Source organism: Paracoccus marinus (assembly GCF_007018965.1).
Taxonomy (GTDB): domain Bacteria; phylum Pseudomonadota; class Alphaproteobacteria; order Rhodobacterales; family Rhodobacteraceae; genus Paracoccus; species Paracoccus marinus.
This window is the reverse complement of record NZ_VJYZ01000002.1, coordinates 1-18,182: the sequence shown is the minus strand read 5'-3', so window position 1 is coordinate 18,182 and position 18,182 is coordinate 1. Positions and strand designations below refer to the sequence as shown.

The following is an 18,182-nucleotide window of genomic DNA, read 5'->3' as shown; positions in this document are numbered from 1 at the left end:
GTCGGCCTGTTCCCGTTTCCCATAGAACACCTCCTGGTTCCTCAGTTGGTGCTCTCCACATTTTCCGGGCAAGTCCAAGTACTGTCTTCACCATCTCATACACAATCATGGTGATCACCGATCACGGCCACCTCCCAAACTGGATCGTTGCAAACCCCAGCTTGGCACATCAATGACTTCAAGGCACGATGACCGTGCCAGAGCCACCCCGCCCCCGCCAGCAAGATCACACATGACCCATTTCTTTACCGCCGATACGCATTTCACGGACGACCCGGTGCGGCGCTTCTTTGGCCGGCCCTTTGCCTCGGTCGAGGCGATGGATGCCGCGATGATCACCCGTGCCGGCATTGTCGGAGCCGATGATGATCTGTGGATCATCGGCGATTTCGCCGCTTGCGAGACCGAAGCCGGACGCAGGGCTGCGCAAGCAGCCTTTGGCGCGCTGCCCGGGCGAAAACATCTGGTGCGCGGCAACCACGATCCGGACTGGCTGGCTCAAGCGCTGCCTTGGGCATCGGTTCATGATCTGGTCGAACTCGACATCGGAGATCGCCGCTTTGTCCTGTGTCACTATCCACTGGTCACATGGAACGGTGCGCGGGCCGGGGCGATCCAGCTTTTCGGCCATGTCCACACCCGCTGGCGCGGCGCCCGGGGCCAGGTGAATGTCGGTGTCGATCAGTGGAATTTTACCCCTGTCAGCGCGGATCAAGCTGAACTGGACGCCATGCTGTTGTCGCCTTCCAGCTTGCATGAGGCGGCTGAGGGTGCTGGGTCAGTCGCCGATTGATCCGAGTTTTCCGGCCGCCGTGATGGGCACGGGCGCGGCGAAATCAGCGCAAGATGGCCGGATCAGGTGCTCACGTCCCGATCCGGCTGCGATGGATCAAGGGCGCGGTGGCAGGCACAGATTTTCGCGTATCTCCCGGAGGACCACGTTTGGATCTTCGCCTTGTACAATCCGTTGCATAGGCTTGGCAATATACGCTTCCACGGCATCTGTGCTGGTCAGAACGTCAAGGGGAACCGCGAAGAACCAGCTTGCTTCGTCTGAATGAAGCCAACGATACTCGTCAGTAATACATTCTTCGCAATAGCCTGACGAGTTGGGGTCTTCAGTATCAAATCCCCATGCGTGATCTAAACTTTTGAACGGCGCATACCCCGCCAGAACCTTGGCGCGTTTCCCGTGTTGCCAGTCGCCTTCAACTCCAACCTCGCAGGTGAGCTGGATGGCCAGAGTAATCCAGCCAGTATCTTTCATATTCCCGTTCGGCGCCTGTCTGACCTTGTAATAAGCTTCCCAGACAGGATATATCCATCCACTATTTTCAGAGCCTGCATCACCATATTCTATAACGAGCTGCTTCTCCTTGCATTCGATCACATCGAATGCCTTCCAGAGTTTGTCGAGATTATCGGACGATCTCAGTAGATTTTGAGCGGATTGCCAGATGGCTTCATCAGCGGTCATATGTCCCTCTTAGTAAAGTTGGATTGCGCCGCGGTCACTGATCCGACCGAATTTTTGAAATCGAACTGCCTACCTGCTGCGAAAGTGAAGCTCTCGGCGCGTGGCATCATGATATCAGGAGGCCATGGCACCAGCACACTTCCCCTCGGAGTGCCCCTGAGAAAATCTCCTGCTGTCCTAGCCCATGCGGCCAGCCCGGAATCGCCGCAGCTTTCGGCAGCGAGCCGACGCAACCGATTCGTTGCCTCTGGCCATGTCACGCTGTGGAATGAGAGATCGGGTAGCTCTCCTTCGGCTTCCTGCATGGCCTCCGCATGCTTCGTCTCTGCTCCAAGCAGCACATAGCCGATCACTTTGCGATATTCGGCGGGCAAGCCGCCCCGGTAACATTCGCCGTCACGAAGAGTTCGGATTTCTCGACCGATCTGTTCATTCCCGAAGGGCGCTCCCCATTTCACTTCGACGACCCAATAGACAGGACCACGCTCGGTACTGACTCGCAGGACCACATCCGGCTCTGCATTTTCTTTCAGGTGCCTCAGATATGGCCAAAGAAAGATTTCAGCATTTCCAGGCAGCTCCAATCCAATCAGCGCCCGCAGTGCCAGTTTCTGTGCTGGCGCAGAAAGAAACTCGATCGTGCCAAACAGAGCCGATGTTATCAAGTTTTCGCGGGGCTGTTTTCCAATCCCGTCGATCACACGATCAAGCCTGGCTTTTTTTGCATTTATCGCATGAAGCATTTATTATCTCACCCTTATGCTTGATATCTTTGGTCACACATCATTGAGACCTCCTTTTCGAAACAACCTCTACTCCACCCCCCCACCGCGCCAGGTACCATTCCATTTCTTGCCGCCCACCGGCCCGGAACCGCACGACCAGTGAGCCATCCTCCCGCCGCTCCGTTGCTTGCCTGGGGTGGAAGACATAGGTCGCCGCCTCGTCTGCCACGTCGGGCAGGAACCGCCATTCCACGTCCTGGGGATCCTCGCGCCAGATGCCGAAGCTTTCGGCCAGCCAATCCTGCAGATCGAACCCTTCTGGGCGTTCAAAGACGTCATCCTCCAGCCCGATCCGCTCGAACCCGGCCAAGGCGAACAGGCGCAGGTCGTCCTGATATTCGCTCCAGGCGAGCAGATACTGTCGCCCTTCGCCGAACAGCATGGCGATCGGGCCAAGGCGGGTGTTTCGCGAGAGCTTGCCCGAAGCTCGGGCGCGGTGGTCGGCCAAAATCATCACCCCGGCAAGGATCGCGTCGTGCAAGGTGGACAGGATTTCGGGCGCGATGCGCTCGCGCGGGCCGGGGCGGAAAGCGACGCCATCAGCCAGCAGCTGCGCCTCGAGATCGGCGGCGACGCGGCGGCGGCGGTCGGCGCGAAACATCGCCTGCACCTTGGCCAGCAAATGCTCCAGCGTTTCAGCCGTGGCAAGATCGCCCTCGCGCCGGGCAAGGCTGACCGCGCGATGACCCGCGGTCAGTTCGTGGAGAGTCGGTTCCTCCATCCGTCCCAAGGTGCCGGTCGGGAAGCGCCAGTACTTCTGCCCATTGGGGCCCGAGCGTTCCTCGAGTTGCGGATAGGCGCGCAGCACGGCATCGCGCATCCGCTCCGCTGTGCGGCGGGAGACGTCAAAGGCGCGCTCGATATCACCGATAGAAAGCCCTTCAGCCGATCCCTGCATCATCAGGGCCAGTTTGAGAAGGTCTTCCTGGCGTGAGTAGCGCATCTTGCCTCTCGTCTTTCGCCGCCATATTCCTTGCGGATGCGCAGGCCGTCAACGGCCGAAGCCGATGGGCCGCGCCTTGCCCTCCTTCGCCTCGGATTCACGCCGCAGCTCGACCAGGATCGACGGCGCATCGTTTTGGCCGAGCGCCCGCATCCTGCGCGCGACATTGGCGAAGTCGCCGGGCGCGAGGCGATCGAGCGCTGTGAGTTCTTCAGGCACCGGCGGCTTGAAATGCGCGCGCCAGGCCACCGCCAGCTGATCGGGGCGCAGCCAGTCGAACCGAATGCGGAAGGTGAAGCGGCGCTGCGTGGCCGGATCAAGGTTTTCCACCAGGTTTGTCGTGCAGACGAATGGGAGGGGGTGGCTCTCCATCCAGGTCAGCATCTCGTTGACTTGGCTCACCTCCCACTGATGCGCGGCATTGCGACGGTCGGCCAGCAGGCTGTCGGCCTCGTCGAAGATCAGCAGCGCGCCCTCGGCCCGGGCATCGGCAAAGGCGCGGGCGATGGCCTTCTCGGTGCCACCGACCCACATCGACAAGAGGTCCGAGGCTCGCTTCTCGATCACCGGCAGGCCCAGCTGCCGCGCAAGGTGGCGGGCCCAGGCGCTCTTGCCCGTTCCGGCCGGACCGTCGAGGCAGAAGGACAGCCGCAGCGGTTTGGGGGTGGCGTCCAGTCGCGCTTCCAGCAGGGTCAGGTTGGTATCGGTGTTTGCCAGTGCTGGAACCCACGAGGCCTCGGAGTGGTGTCGGGGCGGCGGCGCGACACCGCCATTGGTCAGCTTGGCCGAAGCACCCAGAACCTGCTCGAAGGTGACGATCCCCCCGCAGCAGGCCCGCACGACCCGCATTGCGTCTGCCACCAGCGCGGGGGCGTGGTCATGGACTTCCGCCAGAGCCGTGATCGCCGCGGCATCCTCGGTCTGGACATGCCGATCCGCGAGGCGCTGCCATATCCGTTTGCGGATCGGTCCTGCGGGCGGGCGCATCTCGGCCGAGAAGGTCATCCTGCGCAGAAAAGCCGGATCGCAGGCCTCGACCGAATTGGTAGTCCACAAGGTCGGGACCGGATTGGTTTCCAGGAGCCGATTGGCAAAGACCTTCGACGTGTGCTGCGGCCGTGAGAAGGGAAAGCTGACGGCGCCCCCGAAGAGATCCTCCATCTCATCCAGCAAGAGCACTGTGTCGCGCCGCGACGCGAGCATCCGGCCCGCGATGCCCAGTTCGGCCAGTCGCTCGCCCCGCGACGGTTCTTCACCACTGTCATCTGCTTCGCCGACTGCCCGCAGACTGGCGCCAAGTTCACGGGCCAGAACCTTGCAGAACTCGGTCTTGCCCGTCCCCGGTGGCCCGTAGAGCAGGATGTTCACCCCGGGCGTGCCCTCGGCAAGGGCCTTCTGCAGGAGTTTGCGCATGATTTCCGCATTGTCGCCCATCCCCGTGAAGTCTCCCCATTCCGCTTCGGGCGGCGGGGCGGGCGGGAACAGGAGCGCGACGAGTTCCTCGATATCGCCGAAGTTGGTCCTCAGCGCACCGGCGAGGCGATCCGATACGGTGTAGGGGATGGTCTGGCGCGACCATCTGCGCCCGTCGTTCTGCAAGAGCCCCGAAGTCCGCAGCCGGCCATCGGGCCGAAGCGCCGCACGGACGGCAGTGTAATCGGTACCGGCGAACTGGGCGATGAGGAACGGCAGGGTCACGTCCTGCGTCTGTAGTGCCCGGTCGACCACATGCTCGAACATGTCGAAGCTGTGATAGCTGGCGAAGAACTCGAGGATCCGCGCCTCCACACCGGTCAGGCCGAAATGCTGCCCGAGGCGCGCCGCGTTGATCCGGACGAGGTTTTCCTCGCAGGCGTCATCACCGCCGCGCACGTCCTCCAGCATTCCGCGTACTCTCCCCCACCAGGCGGCTCCTGGCCGGTTCCGCGGCCGTTCAGGGCATTCGACGTCGGTCAGGTATTCGATCCAGCCCGGCACCTCCTTGGCCACCTTGCTTCCGGGGCCGAAGCGATCGGCGAGGGCGGCGACGAGTTCGAGGGCGAGGTACTTTTCGGTAGTCATCCATTCTCTCCGTTGATGAAGAGAAGATAAGCTGTGCTTACGTCAGATTCGGACGTCTTCAGTCGTTCGAATCTGGTGACCGCGTGAATGCGGCGGGATCGCAGTGGATTTGCGGCAGAAGCACCTGATGTCAGCAGAAATTCTGTTAACAATCAATTATCTAGTCCAGAGAAGGTTAGACGTCAGGACCTTTCCCTCCGCCACTTGCCCTCGCGAAAGCGTTCTCCCCATCCGGCTCCGGCCGGATTTTTCCGTTGTTTTCGAGGGTTATGCGGGTGCGGCTGAGCACTGGCCTCTGCGCCAGCAGGCCCGAAAGCGGTCTCTCAGGGGCGATATTCTCCGGACCTGTTGCCTGCGCCATTTCGGTGAATTTTCGGCAAGCACTTGATAAAACAGCGTTTTACGAGGCGTCCCGCTGAACACGTCGATTTCAGGGGCGTTCACCAAAAGGAACTGAAATCGGATTAAGGGTTCGACCACGAGGCCAACCGGCGAGGTTGGCCTCTATACCAGGACGTCGATGGAGGCTTCTTGACCATGCCAACGAAATGACCAGCCTCTCCTGAGTACAACTTGCTTACGCCTCTTCGAACGCTGCACGGAAATCGTAGGAGCGAACGACCCGACCCGAGTTGAGCTTCTCTTTCGCGTAGGCGGCACGATCGGCCCAAACTTTGCGGGTCCTGTCTCGGTTGCGCATGCAATCTTCTTCCAACGCAGACGTCACGGGAAACCGTTCAATAAGATTAACGGTTACATGAAACCCATCTCCGTAGGTTTGCCAGTAGTCAAAGAAGATCTTGGAGGAAAGAACCTGCAGGACCAGTGCACCTGCATCGCCGGATGCAACCTTGATTGGGATGCTGCCGGGCGTAGCGACGTTATGGTCCCTAATGCCGATGTAGTTGCGCGCGACGCCCCCAACCGCAAATGCCACGCGTCCTGCGTTGGACAAAAACGTACGAAGTGGGCGCGCACCAGCCGTTCCGCGCATATAGTCGACTAGCGTCTCCGACGCGGGCCTAGGTATTTGTCCGCTGGCATCACGGTCGCTGAAAGCGCGGAATACGGGTGTGCTAGATAGTATCGAGGCACGTTCTGCTGCAGGCCATCTTTGCAGGGGGGACGCCTCCCGGACCGACGGATCAGGGCCTCCAAGATTTAGTATTGTGCAACGTTGACTATTCGCCCGGTTCGTATTGGTGCTGTCTGGCTTACCGGCTTTGAAGAGGCAGTCGGGGATGTTGTCGTAGCTGGATGCGCTGATGCCCATCCCGGCCGACCGGATTAGGACTCGCAGGTCGGAATAGTCGCGACTGAAGCATATCGAGAGAGGGAGGATCAAACTCACACCCTTCAAATCCTCGTACGTCAGCATCGCCTCCAAGAAGTCTGCATACAGATTTTTCCAGCGGGAACCGCGCGGGTTGGTGACGAACGGTGGGTTCCCCGCGAAAATGACATTTGTGGTGGTGCCCGTCTTCGCCCACGCGAGAAAATCGCTTTGAACCAGGCGGATACCGTCAAAGCGTACACCTGCCGCATCCTCAACCTCGCGCAATCGCTCAGAGAAGAACCGCAACGCTGCCAGGTTGATGTCCACGACGTGAAAGCGCACGCCAGCGAGGCTCTCTGGGGTAGCCCCTAGCTGCGCCGCTTTCCGAAGAAAGCTGAACACAAACATCCCGGAGCCAGCCGATGGCTCCACAAGGTCCGAGGTAGCCACGAAAGCAAGAAGCGAACGCAGGTCTCGGATACGGTGGAGCCGGAAGAACAGGTCCCAGAAGTGGCCTGCCACGTCGGAAGGCGTGTAGTAGGATCCACTTGCCTTGCGCTGCTGCGACGGATCATTGCCGCCATGGCGAGACAGTTCAAGTTCCGCCGCCTCCGCCGCCAAGATTGCCCGGTCGATCGCGCCGAGCCACCCGTCTTGGTCATGCCGAGAAATCCACTGTGCGGGCGTCGATCCGTCCATCATCTTTTCCTGTTTTCGCCGCTCTCATCCGCAAACGCTACGCAGTGAGTGGCACATGTTCTCTTTTTGTTCAAGGCAAACCTTCTGTCGCGCACCATACTATGCCGCCATCACGACAGCCCTGATGTGGCCTGCGTCGTGGGGAACTCCATCGCCATAGCGAACGAGTGCCTGCAAGGCGGACAGCCGCATCACCTTCACCGTCGTCTCGGGTAGCCCGGGAAGATCAACTTGGCCGTCCCACCAGAAGCCCTCCTCGCGCTCGGGGCCTGGAACAACGAAGATGTTGTATACCCGAGAAAGGCCACGGTCGCGCGCGGCACCGACAAGGCATCGCTCATACCAGAGTTGCTTGGCGACATCGTTCACGCCTGGCTGGCCTTGAAGATACGGCGGCATGGACAACCGATAGTATTTGGCGTCGGCTATAACCAGATGCTGAACCGCACCGTCCTTGATACGAGTAACTATATCCGGCTGGAAGGTATCGGCCGCTTGCTCGTGCCCTTCTGTGGAACACCACGTCGGACGGGGTATGTACCCCTGCCATTGGTCGCGCTCATTTCCTAGCGCTTGCGCGCAAACCTTCTCCCAAACATCATAGAACGCGTTCGTGCCATATAGGGCAAGGTCGGCATTCTCGGCCTTGTCGATCGCGACCAACCACGCGAGCAGCATCGGCAAAAGCTGCATTGCTCGATCAGAGAACGCGTCCTGCATCTCCTGCCTAACGCGTACCTGACAGAGTGAAAGCGCCGGCATTTCGCCGAAAGGTTCGTATGGCTCATGGTCAAGGTTGAGAGGTCCGAAGCCTAGAAGGTGTCCGAATGTGCGCGCGGCGGTCTCAACGATCTGCCGATGAAGCCGACTTACGAAGTAATCATGGTCCCTCGTGGCCGACCGCGAGATGGTCTCAACGTATACCGGGCGCCCCGAAGACAACACGGGTACAGTGCGCTCAATTGTACGGCGCCAGTTGACTTGCCCATTTCCGCCGAATACCTCCCGCTCGCGGAGACGACGATAAATCCCGACGTTGTGGTAGTCTCGAATGAGCCAGTCGGCGAGTGCGAGCGCATTAAGTTCAGTATGAGCCGCCATAGGGTCAAGAAATGGCGCCTCGTCTCTGTGCTGCGGCTGCCAACGTGCATATCGGCGCAAAGCGCGAACGACCTGGCGCATGGTGGATGTGACACTACCTTGCGACGCAGAAAAAATCTTCGGCAATATTTGGATTGAGCAACCACCAGCGACAGCGACACCAACGAAACGCACGCGTAACGCTCCGTTTTTATCCGGAGTAAGCACCCCGTTCTGGATCAGCGTTCTCCTCATTTCCGGATCAGGAAACAGTTCCATAAGCCGTGCAGGAGGCAGCACCTCTTCTTCGGTTAGGACTTCAAATCGCCTTGTCGACCGCACCGAACTGCATCCCCTCGGCAAAAATTTGCTCGCCCCTATCATACGCATCCGCGAGTGCGCCGTAACTCAGCGAAGAACCCCTGAATAGCGCCTCAGGATTGTGCCGCACCACGTCATCACGCAGATACAGAAGTAGCTTGTTTTTAAAGGATTGGGCGTTCGTCAGTTCCTCCTCGCGCATAAAAAATGGTCCGAGAAGTCGATCTTCAGGAATATCTCTTTTCCGAAGGTGATCATTTATTGCCGCTCGAAAGACATTCCATGGCACGCTTCCTCCTAGGAAGTTCAAGTGAACCATCCAACTTGCGGTTACATCTTCGGACGCATTCAAAGCGACATATTCGAAAGTCCAGCGACGCTTGAAGGCGGCGTCTAAGGGCATGACGCCCTGGTCGGCACTGTTCATGGTCGCCCATAAGTAAAGGTTCGCTGGAAGGCGCACCGACACGGGCAAGCCGTGAGAGCGAAGATAGTCGCATGCTTCAGTTGGCATCACTACTGGGAACTTGCCATTTCCGCCATTGTCGCGGTCGAGGAGCTGGAATACTTCACCGAAAACAGCTGGCGCGTTTGCGCGATTCAGTTCTTCGATAATTAGCACGAAATTATGTTCGGGGTTCTTTAATGCGCGAACGAGCAGGCGAAGAAATGGGCCGGGCGCGAAAGCATAATCTATCAGCGGCTCAAATTTTCCAGCATCAGTAACCCTGTCAGCCGCCAAAAGCGGGACGGTTCCTTCGCGATAGATCGGAACCGGTCGGTATGCTCCCACAAACTGGCCGTAAGTATAATCCGGGTGGAACGTTACACGCTCATTCAATTCGTCAGCGCCGAAGTAGGTTCCAACCTCGACATCGAGTTTATGGCTCTTTCCGGTGCCGGGCGCACCGTAAAGGATACGGTTGCGAGGAAGTTCGGCCGCAATTGGGTTAGGGGGCGCGCCCAACGTGTCGGTAGGCTGCCCTTCTTTGCTCGTTGCTATCTCCTGGGGTTCACCGTCAAGCGACTTTTTGATTAAGTTCTGATCCACCACGACGCGATCATGAAGATCGCGCATATTCTCAAGGTAGTACGCGAGAAGGTCGGGTTGAAAGCAACAAACCAGCCGATCCTTACCGTCTATGGACTGGCCAAAACCATTCCGCATAGCGTCTGCCAATGCCGGTACACGCACATAGCAACTGCTGGGCTGCTTGTGATCACGATAGGCGCTTGCATCCCAGGCCGAGACCACCGTCTTGCCGTCACGAATATACATGCCGAGCAGCAGACACCGCTCCGGTCCCGTGTTTGGCAATTCAAACTCGCGCTTGTGTTCAGCATAGTCGCGGCTGAGCTGAATACGTTTCTCCTCTACATGTCGGCTTGCATAGGCAAGGTTCGGAAAAACAAACACATTTAGTTTGTATGATCGATTGCCGCACGCAACCTCCATAACTGTCAGCTTTTTCTGTTCGTCTGAGGCCATGTTGGTAATTGACCAGCCCCGCGCTGAAAAGCCGTCTCGCAGTACGTCTTCTCGTTGCTGCATTGTCGGGTGGCTGGGGTCATAGTCATCAACGATCTGCCCATCCGCAGTTGCTTGCTTACTAATCTTTGCCATGTTTACAGCTTCTCAAGCAGGTGGCGGACCATCACCTCGCCCAATAGGCACGGTACGGCATTTCCGATCTGCTTCTGGATCGATCGTCGGTTGCCCGCAAACTTATAGTCGTCTGGAAATGTCTGGATTGCCGCGACCTCGGGAACGCGAAGGCGACGATTGTCCCAGTGGAACGGACCGACCCATGGGCCCGGCTGAGCAGCAATCGTGATTGCTGGCTCTTCTGGATGAAGCTTCTGCAGAAAGTTCCAGAAGCGCCCTCCTGCCCGAAAGGTGCGTCCGCTGTAATTGTCTAGTCCGGAAAGAGCGATGTAATTCTTTCCTGCCGGAACGTGGATGAGTTCATGATAATATGTGCCGTTAGAGGCATCCTCTTGAGGCTCTGCGTATCGCTGACTGGAGTATTTTTTTATGAACGATCCGACTCCGACATGAGGAGCGAAGCCGTTCATAAGTTCCGGCTTTCCCGGGTCGCTGTGCGTTTTGTGTGGATGCGGGATAGGATTCTTGGCTCCCCGAATTCCGAATACAAACACCCGCTTCCTCTTTTGCGGGACGCCGAAATCGGCAGAATTTGCGCGATATACTGTGCACGCGTAACCCATAGCCTCCGCGTCGTGCAGAAAACGCTCAAACACAGCTATATTTGTCGGATGTCTTATGCTCTCGACGTTTTCAAATAGGAACCCTGTCGGCTGCAGTTCGCTAACCGCACGGAGGTACTGCCCGAGCATGTTGCGAGGATCCCCCGCAATAAGACGGTTGTCGTTTTTGACCCAATATCCATTCTTTGAAAAGGGTTGGCACGGTGGGCCGCCAATAAGGATGGTCTCCGAGTCGTCTCGCCAGTGCGTGAAGTCGACCGTTTCTACGCTCTTTTCCAAAACCGCCGATTGATGGCCGCCAATATTATTGAGTCGCAGAGTTTGGGCAGCGTCGGGATCGTTCTCAACGCAGACGACAATTTGCGCACCGGCATTGATCGCTCCGATGTCCAGACCGCCGGCCCCTGAAAAGATACTCACGCATTTGACCAATGTTCTGCTCCTCTATTGCCGTCCTTGGTGCCGGAGGCTCTTGTTTTGTCTGATGTGTTCATCGCCTTGATGCAAGGGCTGCCCCCGATTTTCACGAATCGCACTCCCGTGGAAGAAGACTCATACTTATCATCTTCCTCACCCTGGACGCATATCGTGGGCGATGCAGCAAGAAACTACCACATCTAGAGGCTGCCGCGCTCGTTCGCTGAGGGCCTTCATCCATGTCGAAGCCGTCGGTGCTGTATAGGTTCAGTCAGCCGTTTGGTAGAGAGATGGTTCTCGTCGTGGGGCGGCAGCGCCACAAAGGTTCTGCTCGGCGTCGGCCCAGCCGTAGGTGCTCCAGTTTGCCGGAAACGGCTCCATCATCCGCGCCAGCGTTACCTCCGGCCCCTGCTTCCCGTCCAGGATCGCCTCGACGATGTCGGGCGCGAGCAAGGTCAGCCGCAGGACGCGGGTCATGTAGGACGGTGCGATCCCTTCGCGCTCGGCCAGTTCGGCAATGGTGGCGAACTCCCCTGACTCCAGCATGCGCTTCCACCGGAACGCGCGGGCCAGCGCCTTGACCAGCGTGTTGTCAGTCCGCTGCGATTGCGTGGCGCCTTCGGGGAGCTGCATCTCCTTCCGCCCGCCACGCTTCACGATACGGAACGGGACATGGAGCGTCACCGTCTCGGGGATCGACGTCGCGCGGGTCATGCAGCTTCTCCGATATCGCTGGCCTGCATCTCGCGCGCGAGGTCGCCAAGGCCATCGATCCGGAGCCGGACGTTGAGCCCATCCGTGCCGATGTCCACCCGCTCGACCAGCAGCGCCACGATGCGGGCCTGCTCGGCGGGGAAAAGTTCGTCCCAAAGCGGATCGAACTGCTGCAGAGCCGCACGGGCGTCGGCTTCGGAGACGTCGTCGGCGCGGACGCGTGCAGCTTTCCACGTCCCCGCCACGATCTCCGGCTGGCGGAATACGGCACGGAGTTGGTCGATGACCGCGGCCTCGATCTCCCCTGCTGGCACGCGGCCCACGGGGCATGACCCGGCACCGTGCTTCAGCACTGTCTGGCTGACGTAGTAGCGGTAGAGCCTGTCGCCCTTGCGGGTATGGGTCGGCGAGAAAGCTGCACCGTCGGGGCCGTAGAGCAGCCCTTTGAGCAGCGCGGGCGTCTCGGCGCGGGTGCGTGCCGCGCGCTTGCGAGGGCTCTCCTGCAGGATGGCGTGGACCCGGTCCCATGTCGCGCGGTCGATGATCGCGTCGTGCTCGCCGGGATAGCTTTCGCCCTTGTGGACTGCCTCGCCGATGTAGGCGCGGTTGTTGAGCATCCGGTAAAGATACTTCTTGTCGATCTGGTTGCCGCGCGGCGTGCGGAGGCCGCGCGTGCCGACCTCCCGCGCCAGTTCCGTACAAGACCCAATCTCGAGGAAGGTGGTGAAGATCCAGCGGACATGCGCGGCGGTTTCTTCGTCGACCACCAGCTTTCGATTCTCGACGCGGTAGCCGAAGGGCGGCACCCCACCCATCCACATCCCCTTCTTCCGGCTGGCAGCGACCTTGTCGCGGATCCGCTCGGCGGTCACCTCGCGTTCGAACTGGGCGAAGGAGAGCAGGATGTTCAGCGTCAGCCGCCCCATGGAGGTGGTCGTGTTGAACGACTGGGTGACGGAGACGAACGTCACGCCGTTCCGGTCGAACACCTCGACCAGCTTGGCGAAGTCGGCCAGCGAGCGGCTGAGGCGGTCGATCTTGTAGACGACTACCACGTCGACCAGCCCGTCCTCGATGTCCTCCAGCAGCCGCTGCAGGCCGGGGCGTTCCAGCGTGCCGCCGGAGATGCCGCCGTCGTCATACTGATCGCGGACCAGCACCCAGCCCTCAGACCGCTGGCTGGCGATGTAAGCCTCGCATGCCTCGCGCTGGGCGTGGAGGCTGTTGAACTCCTGCTCCAGTCCTTCCTCTGAGGATTTGCGGGTGTAGATTGCACACCGCAGCTTGCGAACGACCTTCGTTTTTTCGGGCGGCTTCGTCATGTCCGCCCCCTGTGATTCTTAAGCCCGAAGAACACCCAGCCGTTCCAGCGCGTGCCGGTGATGGCCCGTGCGATGGCGGACAGCGACTTGTAGGGCCGCCCCTGCCATTCGAAGCCGTCGGCAGTTACGGTGACGATCTGCTCGACGCCCTGCCATTCTCGCAGCAGCCGCGTTCCCGTGATCGGGCGGTCACGGTCGGCGCGCATGCCGCGCTTCTTCCTGTCGCCGCCGTCCAGTTCCTCGCCGAGCCGCTCAAGGCGCCGGATCGTCTCCGGCTTCAGCCCGCCATAGGCGAGTTCCTGGATGCGATAGGCCAGCCGGCTTTCGAGGTAGCGGCGGTTGAACGGCGGCGGCTCGCTGTCGAACAACTCGCGCCACTGTTGCTTCAGGTCGGGCGTCGGCGTGGTCTTCAGCGCGGCCAGGCGCGCGGGGATGGGATCGGGCTTGTTCATGCAGTTCTCCAGTGAGCTGGAGTTGCATGACGGCATTGGTCGGGCGGATAGTGTAGGTAGCTTTCTCCAGTCTCATCAGATACTTCGCCTCGTTTCTTCATCCGCAACCGGATCAGCCCGAGCGCCAGGAGGCGGCAGAGTTCCGCCCGGCGTTCAAGCGGCCGAAGGTGGCGGGGATGCAGCGGGTTCATTAGACTGCCTCCCGCTGCGGCTGCGAATGCCGCGGCGTGATGCCGAGCCACCCGCGCGCGCCACCGACCTTGGCAGGCTGGAAGCCGCGTTCGCGTAGCGCTTCGCCAAGTGACTTCTGCGAGCCCTTCGTCGCCCCCGCGGCCTCGGCCCAGGCGACCCAGTTGGCGTAGAGCGTCCGCGCCGCAGCCTTGAAGCCGGGTCCGGTGACGCAACATTCCTCGATCCATTCGCCGACGGTGTCCTCGTCGGCGATGTAGCCTGCGCTGGCTCCGGTAATGGCCGGGGGCGGGGCAAGGCCGCGCCGCTGCCACTCGGCACAACCCTCGATCGCCCAGGCTAGAATGCCGTGGCGTTCCTCGAGCAGGCGGTCCGAGAGCAGCAGGTCGCGATCCTCGTCGGGGATGGTGACGGGGAACGGCACCAGGTGCAGCCGGCGGCGGATCGCCTCGTTCACCGAGGTGAGGGCAGGACGATGGTTGCCGGCGACGATCAGCTTGAACTGTGGCCGGAACTCGAAATGGTCGCGATGCATGAAGTTCGCGCGGATGGGCTCGCCGCCCGTGACCGTCTTGATGCGTCCCTCGGCCCAGCTCTGACCCGACTCGGTCTCGAAGGCGACCACGAGCCGGGCTCCACGCAGGCCGGCCAGTTCGGTGAGGTGGCGATCGCTCCGGCTGGCCGTGAAGGTGCCCGGTGCCGCGGTCGCCGCATAGTTGCCAAGCACCGCCGAGAGGGTCTGCAGAAAGACCGACTTCCCGTTCGCGCCGGTCCCATGAAAGAAGAAGAACACCTGCTCGCGCGTGGAACCGGTGAGGCAGTAGCCCGCCACCCTCTGCAGATAGGTCTGCAACTCCCGATCACCGTCGGTGATCCGGTCGAGGAACCGCAGCCAGCGCGGGCACGATCCGCCGGGTAAGGCCTCGGCAACCTGGGTTAGCAGGCGGGCGGGATCGTGGTCGTGCATCTCGCCGGTCTCGAGATCGAGGAGGCCGGCGGCGGTGTTGAGGCACATGGGCGCGTTGTCCCATGCGCCGACAGTCGAGGAGATCGCCGGGTCGGCGGCGGCGAGCCGCAGTGCGGCAGTGACGGTCCTGTCGCTGGCGATGCGGCGGGCGATCGGCTTGGCGTCGGCGCTGCTCGCCACCGATCGGCACACCTGGCGCATGAACTCCCGCACGAGGCTGCGGTCGTCGCGTTGCCAATGGGTGCTGCACCACCACATCCAGCCGCCGAGTGCCGCGCAGTAGCGGGTATCCTCGGCGTGGCGGGCGACGAACGCCGCGGCGATTGCGTCCTCGCTGAGCGGCGGCGCCTGCAGACCCGGGGCGCCGAACGGGCCGTGTCGATGGATGTCCTTCTCGAGCAGCCGATCGAACTCGCGCTCGAGGCGGGACGCGTCCCATGGCGGGACGATCAGCGCGGTGTTGTAATCGACAGCCGCCTGTCGTGCCTCATCCAGGCTGCACTGGCCCTGCCGCGCCTGACGAATCCAATGTCCGATCACTCGCGACAAGGCCTCGAAGCGGGTGACATCGTCGGCACCGCCCGCGCGGGTCTTGCGGGTCATGAGTTCGCCGGCGGACGGCCGGTTCTTGCGCGGGGACGTCGCGCCGACGTCGACCAGCTGCGCCATCCCGGCGGCACGTGCCACCAGATCATCGAGCGCGTACGTCGCTGAAGTCGAGGATAGCAGACGAACCGGGCTCAGCTTGGCGTTCTTGCCGTGGGTGCTTCCGGGCACCCGGATCGGCTGGTGCAGGCTGGCGAAGGAGTCGTCGCCACCAACCTTCAGAGCCACCGTCTCCCGGAGCGCCCGGACACGCTCGAGATCATCGCCGGTCGCGGGCTGGCTCAACCGCCAGTACAGGTGAAGCTTCGCGTCTCCGCCGTCGGTGCGGCCACCAGAGGCGACCTCGAGGCTCGGCTCGCCGAGGTGGTGCAAAAGGTGCTCTCGGGCGAGCGGAACGTCGCCCTTGTCGATATCGACGAGCAGAACCTGCGTCGCACTGATGTCCCGGGCACGGGCGGAGCCGGGTTTGCTGACGGTGCCGGGCACCACATAGAGGCCGCGGGCCGCTCGAGCTGCGCCACTGGCAAGGTCCGGCAGCGCCGCAGCCAGCTTCGGCACCTCGATGAACCTCGACTGCGGCTTCTGGTCCGGGGTGCCGGTCTCCGCCAGCATGCGGATCGGCACGAACCCGGTCAGGCCGCCGAACACCACCTCGGTAAACATGGTGATGGCACCAGGGTCGATCCAGGGACTGCGGGCATCCGCTGTCATGGCGTCGCCTCGGGCACGCGGCAGCTCTGCTCGAAGGCGAGGATGTCCTCGAAACGGTAACGGATGCAGCCGCCGATCCGCATCCAGACTGGACCCGTCCCACTTGAGCGCCAGCGCTGCAGGCTGCGCACCGACATCTTCCAGCGGCTCGCGAGCGCGCGCTCCGTCAGGAGGGCGTCGGGTTCATGGACCGGCTTGGCTGCAGGGATCGCCATCGTGGGCCTCCTTGATCACACCCTGATGGTGGACCAGAGGACGCCCGTTTTCACTCGCGGGAGGCTGACAACGATTGATGCAGGTCTGACAAAATCAAAGTGATTTCTTCAGCAAAACGATGATGCAAGTGGCAAGGTCTGACAAGCAACCAGCCGCAGCATAACAAGCCCGGTGCGACGGCCAGCTGGAGGGTATTCCTGGTCACCGAGGTTCGCGGCTGAGAATCCGGATGTCGGGATCGAGACGGTAGCCGCGCCCCGGTTTGTTCTCGATCAGGAGGTGTCGCGGCGGTGGGCTGCCAAACACGAGCTGATGGTACTGCGCCAGTTCCTTCCGGCAGCGGCCGACGTGCTGCGCGACGGCGTCCTTGCTGGTCTCCAGACGGGTCGCCAGCGCACCCGTCTGGACATACCTGTGTTCGGCGCGGGGAAGCCCAGCTTGACGATCCTCGTCGAACTCGGACCTGAGCTCGTGAGCCGTGCGCGCCGGCGCGCCCTCGACGCGGCCGAGCCCCAGGACGCTGATCACGTGACGGCCGTTCTCGATCCCGAAGGTGACCTCGAGCGGACGATCCTGATCAGGGACCAGATCGGGCGCATCGCCGGAAGTCTGCGCCGGCGGCTGTCGCCGTTGCGGGGTCGCGCGAGGATCGGCAGGGAGCACCGGCGATACGGCAGCAGCGTCAGCGACATGGAGCCTGACAAGCGCGCTGTCGGGGAGCTCGTGACGGGCCAGCCGATCAGCATTGTCGCGGATGGCTCGTTCAAGGACCGCCACGACCAGCCCGCCATGCCGTCGATGGAGGTCGAGGATCCGGCGCATGAGGTCGGCCCGGCGCTGGTCCGGATAGCCGCCGGCGATGCGCATCAGCTCCTGTCCGAAGGTGCTCATGAAGGCGCGGTCGTCGATGCCCGCCAGTCGTACAGCGTGCCGGGTCCACTCGAGCGCCATCGTCCGGGACCGGTCCTTCTCGCGCGGACCGAACAGAACATCGGTACCATACATCTCCGAGGGATCCTCGGCGGCGAGACCTGCAGCGAGCATCGCGAACCGGCGATCGAGGCATTGCGAGCAGGCGCCACAATGCGTGTGCAGCGTGTTCTGCTCGCGGATGCTGGTGCAGCTGACGGCGTGTCGGATCTGGTCGGCCGCGTCGTGCTCGGCGATGCGGCGCACCACATCGGTCTTGGTCAGCCACTGGTAGGGGTTCCGGATCGCAGCGCCGGACCCGTCGCCCACCAGCATCATCAGATGCTCGAGCTTCCGGAGCGCGAGCGGGTGGGTCGTGCGCGTGGCCATCGTGCCCACCACCTGAGGCGAGAGCGACAGGTTGTGCCCGATGATCCCGTTCTCGAAGAAATTCTGTTGATGCGCGCCGAACATTCGCGCCACGACCTGGCCCAGCGCTGCGAAGAGGAAGGAGCGGGACCTCTGTGTTGCTTCCCGGGCCTCGCCGCCGACCCTGTTGGCAGCGACATGGATCTGCAGGACCCTGCCGGGAAAGCGGTTTCTGAGATAATCGCCGAGTTTCCTCTGACGCGTCGCCGCCTTCTGCGATGAGCGATGGGTGACGAGAACCACATGTTTGTCGCTCGTGTTCAGCATCTCGAGCGCTCCGGCGAAGGAGTCGAGCCCGCCCGAGTGGACTTGCCCGGCTTTTGTGGAGAGCGTTTAGCTCACTTCGCGGGCCTTTCGCTCGAAGGCGATGGGGCTCTGG

The 18,182-nt window shown here is 61.5% G+C and carries 15 protein-coding genes; 1 reads left to right on the top strand and 14 read right to left on the bottom strand.

The annotated features are described in order from the left end of the window. Positions 1 to 232: 232 nt before the first annotated feature. Positions 233 to 793 (top strand): metallophosphoesterase family protein, encoded by a 561-nt coding sequence (locus FNF32_RS00685; protein WP_185961808.1) that lies wholly within the window; start codon positions 233 to 235, stop codon positions 791 to 793. Positions 794 to 889: 96 nt separating this feature from the next. Here the strand turns inward: FNF32_RS00685 and FNF32_RS00680 are convergent, their stop codons facing one another. The 14 genes from FNF32_RS00680 to FNF32_RS00610 all read right to left on the bottom strand — a co-directional run bounded on the left by FNF32_RS00680 (position 890) and on the right by FNF32_RS00610 (position 18,070). Next, positions 890 to 1,477 (bottom strand): hypothetical protein, encoded by a 588-nt coding sequence (locus FNF32_RS00680; RefSeq protein ID WP_131675198.1) that lies wholly within the window; start codon positions 1,475 to 1,477, stop codon positions 890 to 892. Next, the gene (locus tag FNF32_RS00675; RefSeq protein WP_131675199.1) at positions 1,474 to 2,220 is read right to left on the bottom strand and encodes a hypothetical protein; all 747 of its coding nucleotides are present in this window, start codon (positions 2,218 to 2,220) and stop codon (positions 1,474 to 1,476) included. Before FNF32_RS00675 ends, FNF32_RS00680 begins: the two co-directional genes overlap by 4 nt. A 40-nt stretch (positions 2,221 to 2,260) precedes the next feature. Then, positions 2,261 to 3,205, bottom strand: coding sequence for a helix-turn-helix transcriptional regulator (locus FNF32_RS00670; RefSeq protein ID WP_131675200.1), 945 nt, complete (start codon positions 3,203 to 3,205; stop codon positions 2,261 to 2,263). A 48-nt stretch (positions 3,206 to 3,253) separates the two neighbouring features. Beyond that, entirely contained in the window at positions 3,254 to 5,266 is a 2,013-nt protein-coding gene (locus tag FNF32_RS00665; protein ID WP_131675201.1) for an AAA family ATPase, read from the bottom strand. 577 nt (positions 5,267 to 5,843) lie between these two features. Then, positions 5,844 to 7,241: a hypothetical protein gene (locus FNF32_RS00660; protein ID WP_143796434.1), complete on the bottom strand. Its 1,398-nt coding sequence runs from the start codon at positions 7,239 to 7,241 to the stop codon at positions 5,844 to 5,846. Positions 7,242 to 7,340: 99 nt separating this feature from the next. Next, entirely contained in the window at positions 7,341 to 8,600 is a 1,260-nt protein-coding gene (locus FNF32_RS00655; protein WP_185961807.1) for an LlaJI family restriction endonuclease, read from the bottom strand. 40 nt (positions 8,601 to 8,640) lie between these two features. Continuing rightward, positions 8,641 to 10,266, bottom strand: a complete 1,626-nt coding sequence (locus tag FNF32_RS00650) for an AAA family ATPase (RefSeq protein WP_143796433.1) — start codon at positions 10,264 to 10,266, stop codon at positions 8,641 to 8,643. 2 nt (positions 10,267 to 10,268) lie between these two features. Further along, positions 10,269 to 11,291 (bottom strand): DNA cytosine methyltransferase, encoded by a 1,023-nt coding sequence (locus tag FNF32_RS00645; RefSeq protein WP_185961806.1) that lies wholly within the window; start codon positions 11,289 to 11,291, stop codon positions 10,269 to 10,271. 264 nt (positions 11,292 to 11,555) lie between these two features. Further along, on the bottom strand, positions 11,556 to 12,002 hold the full coding sequence (locus FNF32_RS00640; protein ID WP_246087620.1) for a hypothetical protein: 447 nt from the start codon (positions 12,000 to 12,002) through the stop codon (positions 11,556 to 11,558). After that, entirely contained in the window at positions 11,999 to 13,324 is a 1,326-nt protein-coding gene (locus FNF32_RS00635; protein WP_143796432.1) for a recombinase family protein, read from the bottom strand. Before FNF32_RS00635 ends, FNF32_RS00640 begins: the two co-directional genes overlap by 4 nt. Further along, the gene (locus FNF32_RS00630; protein ID WP_131675207.1) at positions 13,321 to 13,776 is read right to left on the bottom strand and encodes a DUF2924 domain-containing protein; all 456 of its coding nucleotides are present in this window, start codon (positions 13,774 to 13,776) and stop codon (positions 13,321 to 13,323) included. Before FNF32_RS00630 ends, FNF32_RS00635 begins: the two co-directional genes overlap by 4 nt. 190 nt (positions 13,777 to 13,966) lie before the next feature. Next, on the bottom strand, positions 13,967 to 16,249 hold the full coding sequence (locus tag FNF32_RS00620; RefSeq protein WP_131675209.1) for a phage/plasmid primase, P4 family: 2,283 nt from the start codon (positions 16,247 to 16,249) through the stop codon (positions 13,967 to 13,969). Next, a complete protein-coding gene (locus FNF32_RS00615; RefSeq protein WP_131675210.1) occupies positions 16,246 to 16,464 on the bottom strand; it encodes a helix-turn-helix domain-containing protein in 219 nt (72 codons plus the stop codon). Before FNF32_RS00615 ends, FNF32_RS00620 begins: the two co-directional genes overlap by 4 nt. 202 nt (positions 16,465 to 16,666) lie before the next feature. After that, positions 16,667 to 18,070: a 7-cyano-7-deazaguanine synthase gene (locus FNF32_RS00610; protein WP_131675211.1), complete on the bottom strand. Its 1,404-nt coding sequence runs from the start codon at positions 18,068 to 18,070 to the stop codon at positions 16,667 to 16,669. Positions 18,071 to 18,182: the final 112 nt, after the last annotated feature.

Coding starts and splice junctions, on each gene's coding strand:
- FNF32_RS00685 (WP_185961808.1), top strand. CDS start 233: ATGACCCATTTCTTTACCGCCGATACGCATTTCACGGACGACCCGGTG.
- FNF32_RS00680 (WP_131675198.1), bottom strand. CDS start 1,477: ATGACCGCTGATGAAGCCATCTGGCAATCCGCTCAAAATCTACTGAGA.
- FNF32_RS00675 (WP_131675199.1), bottom strand. CDS start 2,220: ATGCTTCATGCGATAAATGCAAAAAAAGCCAGGCTTGATCGTGTGATC.
- FNF32_RS00670 (WP_131675200.1), bottom strand. CDS start 3,205: ATGCGCTACTCACGCCAGGAAGACCTTCTCAAACTGGCCCTGATGATG.
- FNF32_RS00665 (WP_131675201.1), bottom strand. CDS start 5,266: ATGACTACCGAAAAGTACCTCGCCCTCGAACTCGTCGCCGCCCTCGCC.
- FNF32_RS00660 (WP_143796434.1), bottom strand. CDS start 7,241: ATGGACGGATCGACGCCCGCACAGTGGATTTCTCGGCATGACCAAGAC.
- FNF32_RS00655 (WP_185961807.1), bottom strand. CDS start 8,600: ATGGAACTGTTTCCTGATCCGGAAATGAGGAGAACGCTGATCCAGAAC.
- FNF32_RS00650 (WP_143796433.1), bottom strand. CDS start 10,266: ATGGCAAAGATTAGTAAGCAAGCAACTGCGGATGGGCAGATCGTTGAT.
- FNF32_RS00640 (WP_246087620.1), bottom strand. CDS start 12,002: ATGACCCGCGCGACGTCGATCCCCGAGACGGTGACGCTCCATGTCCCG.
- FNF32_RS00635 (WP_143796432.1), bottom strand. CDS start 13,324: ATGACGAAGCCGCCCGAAAAAACGAAGGTCGTTCGCAAGCTGCGGTGT.
- FNF32_RS00630 (WP_131675207.1), bottom strand. CDS start 13,776: ATGAACAAGCCCGATCCCATCCCCGCGCGCCTGGCCGCGCTGAAGACC.
- FNF32_RS00620 (WP_131675209.1), bottom strand. CDS start 16,249: ATGACAGCGGATGCCCGCAGTCCCTGGATCGACCCTGGTGCCATCACC.
- FNF32_RS00615 (WP_131675210.1), bottom strand. CDS start 16,464: ATGGCGATCCCTGCAGCCAAGCCGGTCCATGAACCCGACGCCCTCCTG.
- FNF32_RS00610 (WP_131675211.1), bottom strand. CDS start 18,070: ATGCTGAACACGAGCGACAAACATGTGGTTCTCGTCACCCATCGCTCA.